The organism is Micromonospora tarensis (assembly GCF_016803395.1).
Lineage (GTDB): Bacteria > Actinomycetota > Actinomycetes > Mycobacteriales > Micromonosporaceae > Micromonospora > Micromonospora tarensis.
Map to the genome: position 1 here is coordinate 1 of NZ_JAEVHL010000222.1, position 10,724 is coordinate 10,724.

At 71.2% G+C, this 10,724-nt stretch carries 6 protein-coding genes and 2 pseudogenes; 7 read left to right on the forward strand and 1 reads right to left on the reverse strand.

Features of this window, described 5'->3' with window-relative positions:
- The 5 genes and pseudogenes from JM949_RS28620 to JM949_RS28640 form a co-directional block, all read left to right on the forward strand.
- Positions 1–2,772 (forward strand): ATP-binding protein (locus tag JM949_RS28620; protein ID WP_203151289.1); only part of this gene is annotated, 2,772 nt, incomplete at its 5' end.
- 1 nt (position 2,773) lies between these two features.
- Positions 2,774–4,728 (forward strand): annotated as a pseudogene (locus JM949_RS28625) (MFS transporter).
- Positions 4,725–5,282 carry a hypothetical protein gene (locus JM949_RS28630; protein ID WP_203151290.1) on the forward strand — a complete coding sequence of 186 codons (558 nt, stop codon included), beginning with the start codon at positions 4,725–4,727 and terminating at the stop codon, positions 5,280–5,282. Before JM949_RS28625 ends, JM949_RS28630 begins: the two are co-directional and overlap by 4 nt.
- Positions 5,283–5,353: 71 nt before the next feature.
- Positions 5,354–6,457, forward strand: coding sequence for a M23 family metallopeptidase (locus JM949_RS28635; protein ID WP_203151293.1), 1,104 nt, complete (start codon positions 5,354–5,356; stop codon positions 6,455–6,457).
- Between the two features lie 13 nt (positions 6,458–6,470).
- On the forward strand, positions 6,471–7,070 hold the full coding sequence (locus JM949_RS28640) for a hypothetical protein (protein ID WP_203151291.1): 600 nt from the start codon (positions 6,471–6,473) through the stop codon (positions 7,068–7,070).
- A gap of 3 nt (positions 7,071–7,073) precedes the next feature.
- Here the strand turns inward: JM949_RS28640 and JM949_RS28645 are convergent, their stop codons facing one another.
- Positions 7,074–7,634: a hypothetical protein gene (locus JM949_RS28645; protein ID WP_203151294.1), complete on the reverse strand. Its 561-nt coding sequence runs from the start codon at positions 7,632–7,634 to the stop codon at positions 7,074–7,076.
- A gap of 195 nt (positions 7,635–7,829) precedes the next feature.
- Between JM949_RS28645 and JM949_RS28650 the strand changes: the two genes are divergently transcribed.
- A complete protein-coding gene (locus JM949_RS28650) occupies positions 7,830–10,391 on the forward strand; it encodes an FtsK/SpoIIIE domain-containing protein (RefSeq protein WP_203151292.1) in 2,562 nt (853 codons plus the stop codon).
- Positions 10,392–10,419: 28 nt separating this feature from the next.
- Positions 10,420–10,724: pseudogene (locus JM949_RS28655) on the forward strand (hypothetical protein); the annotation flags it as partial.

The following is a 10,724-nucleotide window of genomic DNA, read 5'->3' on the forward strand; positions in this document are numbered from 1 at the left end:
CCGGCCGCGGTGGCCGTGCCCACCGCGCCGGCCGGCCGGCCCCCGGGCGCCGCACCGGCCGACCGGCCCGCCCTGGACCGGGCACCACGCCGTGCCACCGGTTCGCAACGGACGAAGAGCGCCGGCAAAGAGGTGGCCGCACCCCGGCAGCGCGCCGCCAGCCGGCAGGACCGACCCGTCCAGCCCACCCGGGTCCGGCCCCCGAAGATCAAGTTCGGTGACCGGGACCCGTCGGTCGAGCTGGCCATCACCGAGATCGCCGGTCACCTGACCTTCACTCCCAACACCGTCACCGCCTGGTACTGGCTACCCGAGGTCCGCTGGGCGTTCCGCCCGGACGCCGAACGCGAAGCGCTGTTGTCGGCGATCTCCGAGCAGTACGCCGGCTTGGCCGGTTTCCGGCTGCACCTGCGCCGCACCACCCGGCCCTTCCCCGCCGACGAATGGGCGCGCACCATCGACGCGCACACCGCGGCACCGCTCGCGGACGTGCCCGGCACCACCGGCTGGGCCGATCATCTGGTCGCCGCCCAGCGGCACCTGATGGCGGTCAACCACGCGGAGGGGCAGACCTATCTGGGCGTCACCTTCGCCCGCCGGTCCCTCGGCGACTCGCTCACCGAACGCCTGCTGCGCACCTTCGGTCGGGGCACCGCCGAGGGTGAACGCCGCAAGCTGGGCCGCACTGTGGAACAGTTCGACGAGGTGCTCGGCGCGTTCGGCATGCGCGGCCGGCGGGTCACCGCGCAGGAACTCGAATGGTTGCTCTACCGCTCGGTGGCGCTGTGCATGGCACCGCCGGGCACGCTCTCCCCGGTAACCGACGGGCGCTGGGAACGCGGTGACCTGCTCGCCCTGACCGAGCAGGTCGAGCGCTACCGCACCCCCTACGGCTCCACGGTCAAGCTGGTCAACCGGATGACCGGCGAGGAACGGCACGTGGCAGTGCTCGCGGTCGGCCGGATGGAGCCACTGGAGATCCCGGAACGGCACGAGCCCTGGCTGCACTTCCACGAGCGGCTGCCCTGGCCTATGGAGATCTCCACCCGCGTCGACATCCTCGGCTCCGGCGACTCCTTCCGCAATCTCGAACACCGGCTGCGGATGATCCGCTCGCAACAGCTCGACTACGCCGAGCACGGCATCGACGCGCCGCCGGAGCTGGAGCGACTCGCCAAGCGCGCGCTGGTGATCGGCGACGAGATGACCACCGGCCTGCCGGTCGACTCGGCCCGCGCGCACGGCTGGCACCGGATCGCGGTCGGCGGTCGGACCAGAGAAGAATGCCTGGAACGGGCCCGTCGCCTCATCCAGCTCTACTCACGGGAGCTGCGCATCTCGTTGCAGCACCCGAAGAACCAGGACTGGCTGGCCCGCGAGTTCATCCCCGGCGAGCCGATCGCCAACACCGGCTACGTCCGGCGCATGCCCGTGCCGTTGCTCGCGGCGGCGCTTCCCCAGGCCGCGTCGAACGTGGGCGACCGGCGCGGCGACCTGATCGGCCGGACCGCCGGCACCTGCCGTCGCCCGGTCTTCCTCGACCTGCACTTCCCGATGGAGGTCCGGGAACGCTCCGGGCTGGCGGTCTTCGTCGCCGAGCCGGGCGGCGGCAAGTCCACCCTGCTCGGCGCGCTGGGCTACCTGGCTGCCCGCCGAGGGGTGCAGGTGACCCTGCTCGACCCGTCCGGCCCACTGGCCCGACTCTGCGCGATGCCCGAGCTGCGGCCGTACTCCCGGGTGTTGAACCTGACCGGCTCGGAGCACGGCACGCTCGCGCCCTACTCGCTCATCCCGACGCCGCTGCGCAGTGAGTTCGGCACCGGGGCCGCCGGCGACCGCGAGTTCGAGATCGCGGTCTCCAACGCCCGGGCCGAGCGGCGGATGCTCGTGCAGGACATCTGCATGATGCTCGTGCCGCCGCAGGTGGCCAGGGAGGCGTCCACCGCCACCCTGTTCCGGCACGCGGTCCGTCAGGTTCCCGCCGAGGAGACGTCCACCCTTGACGACGTGGTGAGCTGCCTGGGGCGGCTCGACGACGACGCCGGCAAGGAACTGGCCAATCTCCTGCTGGACACCGCCGAGATGCCACTGGCCATGCTCTTCTTCGGTCGGCCGCCAGAGGGGCTGCTCGGCGCCGACGCCGCGCTCACCGTGATCACCATGGCCGGGCTGCGACTGCCCGACCTCAAGATCGAGCGGGAGTACTGGTCGGCCGAGGAGGCACTCGCGCTGCCGATGCTGCACACCGCGCACCGGCTCGCCGTACGACGCTGCTACGGCGGCTCCATGTCGTCCCGCAAGCTGGTCGGCCTGGACGAGGCGCACTTCATGGAGGGCTGGCGCTCCGGGCGTTCGTTCCTCGTCCGGCTCGCCCGCGACTCCCGCAAGTGGAACCTCGCCGCGCTGGTCGCCTCGCAGAACCCCCGCGACATCCTCGGCCTCGACGTGCAGAACCTCGTCTCCACCGTCTTCGTCGGCCGCATCGCCGAGGACGCCGAGATCGCCTCCGAGGCGCTACGGCTGCTGCGGGTGCCGGTCGACGACGGGTACGAGGCGACACTCGCCTCGCTCTCCGCCGCCGACACCAACTCCGCCTCCCGACTCGGCTTCCGCGAGTTCGTGATGCGCGACGTCGACGGCAGGGTGCAGAAGGTCCGTGTCGACGTCTCGTACGTCGACGGCCTGCTGGACCACCTCGACACGACGCCCGCCGCGATCGCCGCCGCGGCCGGAGTGCTGCCGAGCATCCCCCTGCCGGATCTGGAGGCGTGACATGGCGAGGGCCCGGGCGAGGATCATGTCGTTCCTGCTCGCGCTCGGCGTACTGGCGGGGGCCACCCTCACCTGGCCGCTGATCGGCGCGGAGGCCGCAGCGGCCGCACCACCGGTCGCCCAGGCCCGCGCGACCTCTGCACGACCGCTGAATGGCAGGCCGACTTCCAAGCCTGCGTGCAGAAGCTCCAAGCGGTGAGCGAAGACGAGATCAAGTGTCGTAATGCGCCGACCCCGAGCACCCCGGATTCGGGCCTCGCTGGTTGGTTCGCCGCTGCCCCACCAGCGGACGCAGCGAATGGGATGGCTGGCAAATACAGCCTTTATGGTTATGGGGGCTACAGCTACAACACCTATGACGTTGACGGTGGCTGTGCCGCAAGCGTGCTACATCCGGACTACAAGTTCACCACCACAATCGCCAATGGTGAGTTCATGGCTGCTACAGCAATCATTGGCGCGTCGAACGCGCTGAGGGAGCGCGCCTGGGACCCCGGGTCGATGTGGGGTTGGGCGGACCCGCTGGTCGAGCAGGCGACCAAGGCCGTTTACCAGAAGGTCTTCAGCGTTTTCGGCATCGTCACCCTTTGTGTGGTGGGACTCTATCTGCTTTGGCGCTCCCGCCAGTCGGACATGAGCAACGCAATGACCACTGCGGGCTGGGCGCTCTTGGTGATGGTTGCGGTGACGGCGCTTGCCGCTTGGCCGGTGAAGTCCGCCAATATCGCCGACGGCGCACTCGTCACCAGTCTCGGCGTCGTACACGACGCACTCGGTCCGCAATCGAAGGAGCCAGCACCGGGCCGGTGTATCGATCCCGATCCCAATCGTTGCAAGGATCTGCGCACCCCTGCCGTTCGGGCAAGCGACACAGCTACCGAAACCATGCTCTACCGGAATTGGCTCCGTGGAGTGTTGGGCGCGGCGGACAGCGAGACTGCACGCAAGTACGGACCAGCTCTGTACGACGCCAAGGCGTTCACCTGGGACGAGGCCAAGAAGCTGCGTGCCAATCCGGCCACCCGGGATGCCACGATGCAGGCTAAGCAGCAGCAGTGGGCGCGGGTAGCACAGCAGATCAAGACGGAGGACCCGGAAGCATACGAGTATCTCCAGGGTGTCCGCGACATGGACCGAGTCGGTTCCGGTTTCATCGCGGTGCTCGCGGCCGTGCTCTTCGCGATGTTCGACCTGACGGCGTCGGTGCTGGTGCTGCTGGGCTTCCTGATCTTCCGCTGGGCGGTGATCGCGGCACCCATCCTGGGCACCATCGGTCTGCTGCGGCCGGCGAGCGCTGGCCTACGGCGGTTGGGAAACGCCGTGGTCGCTGCGGTGTTCAACATCGCCATCTTCGGCACCGGGGCTGCCATCTATCTGTTTGCGGTAGATCTGATCATGAGCACGCCAACGCTGCCGGGCTGGCTGCAGGTGGTGTTGGTCTGGCTCTGTGGAGTGGTCGGATGGCTGTTGCTGCGGCCGTACCGGCGGATCACCCAGCTGGGCGGCAAGGACAGCAGCGAAGCTGTCAGCTCGGCCGGCTCCTGGCATCGCCGGTTCTTTCGGGACATGCGGACCGCCGCGCGGCTGGACGTGGCTGAGCCGGGCGGTACTGCCGAACCGGTGGGCGGACGACGACGGTCACCCAATGCGGAGCAGACCCGGCTGCGTCCGGAGGCGCGGCGAGAGGATCCGATCCCAGTGCCGACCGGGGCAGCCGAAGGTCGGCGACCAGAGACGGTGCGGCCCGACGGGCAGGAGAGGCCCGACGAGGCGCCGGCGGAGGAGTCCAGCCGCGGTGGTCGGCCAGTCGCCCCCCGGCCCCGACGGCGGCAGCCCGCCACCTGGACCGAGCCAGATGTGCCGGCGGAGGACCCGTCGTTCGTGGTCTACCGACCGGGTTCGGTTGAGCGTGCACCGGATCGCACCGGACCTCGGGTGCGATCAGAGGCTCGGTGACGGTGATGCGACGGGCTCTGGAGTTTCTGTTCACCCGGGCACTGCGGTCCCGGCTGGGCGTGGCACTGGTCATCGCGGTACTCGTCCTCGGCGTGCTCGGCGCGGCCCGGCTGGTCTCCGGTCCCCTCGATCCGGCGAACGGTTTGAGTAGCCGTCCCAACCGGCCGATCACCACGGTGGACCCGACGGCCGGTGACGACGGCGTGCTCAGCAGCGCGGCTCCGCGATCACCGGTGACCTCCCCCGGCGCCCGGACACCCGAGCAGACCGCCGACCGTTTCGCCACGGCCTGGGTGGGCCGTCCAGGAATGACCGCCGAAGAATGGCAGGCCGGACTACGGCCGCTCGCCACACCGGCGCTGCGCGACAAGCTGGCCGGCGTCGAGCCGGAGAGCGTGCCCGCCGAGAAGGTCGCCGGACCGCCAACCATGCGCGAGCAGACCGCGACGTTCGTCGAGTTGCTGCTGCCTCTTGATGCCGGCCGGCTCCGGCTGGAGCTGGTCAGCTCCGACGGTGGTTGGCTGGTCGACGTGCTGGACTGGGAGCGGCCGTGAAAGACGCTGGTAGCAACGCGCTCCGCCGCAGGCCCCTCCGGCGCGGTGTGCTCGCCGCAGCGCTCACCGGGATGCTGCTGCTGTTGTGCTGTACCGGCGGCACCGCGGCGTTCTTCCTCACCGGACTCGGCGGCGACGACAGCGAGAAGGCGGACTCCCTGGCCGGCTTGGGATGCGGGCCGATTCGGCCGGTGGAGGTCACCGGGAAGCTGCCACGTTTCCCCGAATACGGTGACGCGCAGATTCGCAACGCCGCCATCATCATCAAAGTCGGCCAGGACATGGGTGTGCCCTCGCGAGGTTGGGTGATCGCCCTCGCCACCGCGATGCAGGAGTCCGGCTTGCGCAACCTGGCCAACCGGGGCGTGCCGGCGTCACTGGCCCTGCAACACGAGGGCGTCGGCGCCGACCACGACTCGTTGGGCCTGTTCCAACAGCGGCCGGGGTGGGGGACGGTTTCGGAGCGGTTGAATCCCGCCTATACGGCTCGGAAGTTCTACGAGAAGCTCGTCAAGGTCGGGAGTTGGCAGCGCCGACCACTGACCGTGGTCGCGCAGCGGGTGCAGATCAGCGCGTACCCGGATGCGTACGCCAAGCACGAAGAGCTGGCCAGCCGGATCGTGGACGCGCTGTCCGGTGGTGCGTCCCGTACCGTCGAGATCAACGGTAAGGCGCTCTGCGACGCGGCCGAGGGCGGCGAGATCGCCGCCTCTGGCTGGACCGCACCGATCCCTGGCGGCGTCGGCTCCGGCTTCCGTACCGCCAGCCGACCCCGGCACAACGGGGTCGACATCGGCGCGGCCAAGGGCACCGAGATTCGCGCGGCAGCGGCTGGCCGCGTTCTGGTCTCCACCTGCGACCCGGACTACCGCGGCCGGCAGGACTGCAACGTGGACGGCTTCCCCGGCAAGAAGGGCTGCGGTTGGTTCGTCGACCTGCTACACGCTGGCGGCTACATCACCCGGTACTGCCACATGGTGGTTCGACCCAGCGTCGACGTCGGTCAGACCGTGGCAGCCGGCGAGGTGATCGGCAAGGTCGGCAGTAGTGGCAACTCCTCCGGCCCGCACCTGCACTTCGAGGTGCACCTTCGTAACGATCGCAACCCCTCCGGCGCGGTGAACCCCGTCCCGTTCATGCGCCAGCGGGGTGCCCCGCTGCGCACCGCTGAGTGAGGCCACCGCAGGCATGACCGGACCATTGCCGGACCCGTTCGCCGATCACCCGGACTGGGCCCCCCAGCCTCCCCGACCGCTGGCCATCGTTCAGGCGACGGAGCGGGTGGAACTGCGCGGGCGACGGGTGTTGGTCGGGCTGCCGGGTTTGGGCTGGCGTGGCGACCTACGTGCGGACGACCGGGTGGTGCAGAGTGCCCGGACCTACGTGCCGGTGATCCCGGAGCACGAGTGGTACCGCGCCGAGGCCGATCAGGTCGAGGTGTTCGCACCGCTCATACCGGTGGAGCGGGTGTGGGTGGAGACGGTCGGCAGCCGGCCGGGCGCGGAGGCTTCTCGGGACACCGGCATCCGACTGGTCTCGCTGGATGGTCCGGCACACCGGCCGCCCACACCCGTCTTCGAGGCGGACGCGGTCACCGGGCGGCGGGTGGTGCACGTCGAGGGCGGCCTTGAGCATCGTGACCTCCGAGCGGTCACCGAGACCTACTCGGGCGCCGAAGGAGACATCTGCGTGCGGATCACCCCGGAGGTGGAGTGGTACCGCTGGGCCTGGCGCGGCCAATCGCCCACCACCCTGGAAGTTCCGGTCCATCTCCTGTGGATTGAATGAACATCAGTTTCCCTTGCCGCCACCACAAACTCGCCAGCCATCCTGTTGCTCTTCGACGTCGAACCGCCATGTGTCGGCCAGGCTTTGCTGCACTCCATCTACAGAGGCGCTACGCCGTATGACTGTCGTGATAGAGGCTGATCCGTCCTGATTATCGCCGTCGAGACTGCCCCAACTCACCAATATTGTGACGCCCAGTTGCTGTTCACGGCTATGTATGTCGTCCCGCAGGGCACGTAGCGCTTCCAGTTGCGCCCCGCCCTTGCAGGTGTAGAGGTCCGCTTTTACGTCGTTGCGATCCACGAGGAATGCACGTAGGTAGTTGTCCACCACCACGTCTGGTGCGCTGCGGTCGGGTTTCGTCGCTCGGTCGTACAGCACGTAGCCGGTGATCGCCGCGCCGGCGGTGACCAGAGCGAGCACCCCGGCGACGACGATGAGCACCGTCCGCATTCGACGGCGCGGCGGCTGCGGCGTCGGCGTTGGCGGGGCCGGCGGCAGTTGCTCGGACGGGGTCCGTTGGGCCGGTACGCGGGAGACCTGGGAACCGGCGGGGGGCTGCACTGATTCCACCTCCTGACGTTATCGGCTGGACGCCCCGGAGCCAATGCCTCAGATCCAGCGGATCGTGACGGATCACTCCCCACCGGTGACATCCGCGACAACACCGGCGCACCGCCGAGGCACCTCCCGGAGGAGCGCCCTCGGCTGGGATACCGTCTCTGCTCGGGGAGGGGTTGCCAACCTCGGGTAGAGGGGGTGGACGCGGTGGCCGGTCCGAAGGCACGCACGAACCGCGCCGCGGCCCTGCACCGCCGGGCGGCGGCCGTCGCGACCGCCGCTGCCGGGATCCTGGACGAGACCCGCCCGGCCCCGGCCGATCAGCGCCGCCAGTACGAGGTGGCCGACCGCCTGCGGGCGGCTGCGGCGTCGCTGGCTCCGGGCTGGTCGGGCGCGGCCCTGGACACGCTGACCGTGGACTCTCCGGCGGGTGACGGTCCGCCGCCGTTCGTGCGGGTGGGCACCGCGGCACCGTTGGACGACGCTCGCTTCCCCGCGTTGGTGCCACTTGTCGGCACCGGGCACCTCAGCGTGGACGTCGACGCCCGGGAGCCACGGGTGGCAGGCCTGCTCCGCGCCGTACTCCTGCGGTTGTTGGGCGCGACGCCGGCGGGTGCTCTGCTGGTCCGCGCGGTGGATGCCACCGGGTCGGTGTTGCCCCCGTTCGGGGCGCTCGCGGACGCTGGTCTGCTGCCGCCGCCCGCGGTGGACGTGGCGGGTCTACGGGCGGTGCTGACTGAGGCGGAGCAGTGGGTCACGCCGGGGGCGAGTGGGCGGCGGCGACATGATCGCACCCTGTTGCTGGTGGTGGCCGCGCTGCCGGAGCCGACCGGCCCGACCGATCTGGCCCGGGTCGAGGCGTTGGCCGAGCAGGGGCCGGCTGCGGGGTTGCACCTGGTGGTGGCGGGCTGGCCGCCCGCCGGCCCGTACTCGGCGCGGCAGCCGCTGCCGCGCACCACGCCGTTGACGCTGCGCAACGCGTACGCGCTGCTCGGCGATCCGCCGGGGGCGTCCTTCGCCGGCCCGGGTGGCGCTGGGCCGGGCGGTCTGAACTCGCCGGTCTTCGTCGAGTCGGACCCGCCGGCCGAGTTGGTCGGCGCGGTCTGTCGGCGGCTCGCCGAGCAGGTGGAGGCGGGTTCCCGGTTGGCGTTGGGGGATTTGCTGCCGCCGACGGGTGATCGGCTGTGGGAGTCGGACGCGGCGGACGGGCTGACCACCACCGTCGGTGATGCCGGGGGCCGGTCGGTGCCGCTGGGCTTCACCGAGCTGACCCCGCACTGGCTGGTCAGTGGCCGGTCGTCGGCGGGTCGTGCGGCGTTTCTGACCACCGCGCTGCTCGGCCTCGCGGCCCGGTACGGCCCGGACGAGCTGGCCTTCTACCTGGCGGATCTCGGCGACGGCGAGTCCTTCGTCGAGTTCCTGCAGACCGAACGGGACCGGTCGTGGATTCCCCAGGTGCGCGCCGCCGCGATGGCCGCCGACCGGGAGTACGTCCGGGACCTGCTCGACGAGTTGACGGCGGAGGTCAAGCGCCGGGCGGAGGCCGGGGCGCGGGCCGGCGGGCAACGCTTCGCGGAGCTACGTCAGCACCAGCCGCTGCCCCGGATCGTCTGCGTGTTGGACAATGTGCCGCTGCTCTTCGCCGAGCGGGACCGGCTGGCCACCGAGGTGGCGGCCCAGCTGGACGGGTTGGCTCGGGCCGGCCGGGCGTACGGCGTGCACCTGGTGTTGGCCGGGGCGGGCGAGTTGGGGCTGGGTGCGCGCGCGGATGCCGGTCATCGGGATTCGGTGCTCGGGCAGTTCCCGGTGCGGGTGGCGCTGCCGGGCGGGAGCCCGGTGCTGGAGCCGACGAACGATTCGGCGGCGGGTCTGCCGGTGGGCAGCGCGGTGGTGAACACCGCCGGCGGGTTGGGCGGCCCCCGGGGCGCGATCCGGGGTCACGAACGGCTGATCCGGTACCCCGACCCGCAGGATCACCCGGAGGTGGTGGAGGGTCTGCGGCACGAGTTGTGGGCGGCCCGACCGGCCGGGTCGGTGCCGCCGGTGGTCTTCGCCGGCTACGCCCGCCCGCTGCTGGGCAACGATCCGCGTCACCGGGCGGCGCTGGCGGGGCAGGCGCACGGGCCAGCCGCGTTGCTGGGCCGTGCGGTGGACGTGGCCCGTTCGACAGTCGCGGTGCCGTTGGGGCCGGCGGCCGGGCGCAATCTCGCCGTGCTGGGCTCGGGCACCGCCGCCGGCGGGCTGTTGGCGACGGCCGCCCGGAGCACCTCGGCGCACCACCCGCCGGGTACCGCCCGCTTCCTGGTGGCGGCACCGGACCCGGGCTCCCGGGCGTTGGCGCGGGCGCTGACCGCCGAGTTGGCGACCCGGCACTCGGCCGAGCTGGTGGAGCTGCCGGCGCTGCTCGCGGACACGTACGCCGAACTGCCTACGTATCTGGTGGTCTTCGGGCTGGACCGGCCGGGCCCTCGGGAACTGCCGGTGGACCGGCTGCGGACGCTGCTGCGCGACGGGCCTCCGGCGGGCAGGCACCTGCTGGGGTGGTGGCGTGCGGTGCCGCCGTTCGCCGCGCTGTTCGAGCCGGCGGGTGAGCTCGACAAGCTGGCCGCTGTGGTCGTGCTGGACGTGCCGGTCGCGCAGCTCACAGCGGTTTTCGGCAAGCCGGTGGAGTGGCGGGTTCGCCCCGACCGGGCGGTGCTCTGGGACGGTCCGGACGAGCGGGGCACGGTCCTGGTGCCGTTCGCCGACGAGGCGGGGTGACCGCGTGGCGCGCGTGGAGGGTGTCGAGGTGAGTCCGAACGCGACGGTGGCCGGGCCGGGTCGGCAGCGGACCGCCGCCGCTGCGGGCGAGGCCGCCGCGCCGGTGACGGTCGAGCCGGGCGCGGCCTGGGCTGAGTATCTGGCCGCGGCCCGTCAGTTGGACGGGGTACGCCGTGGCGCGGCGGCTGCGGCCGGTGAACAGGCCCGGTCTGCGGAGGCGGCCCGGGAGGAGCTGACGGTGGTCCGTACCGGGCTGGCGAGCCAACAGGAACGGCTGCGCGAGTTGGGCGTACCGCCGATTTCGCTGTTGCCGTCCCCTCCGGAGGTGTCCGA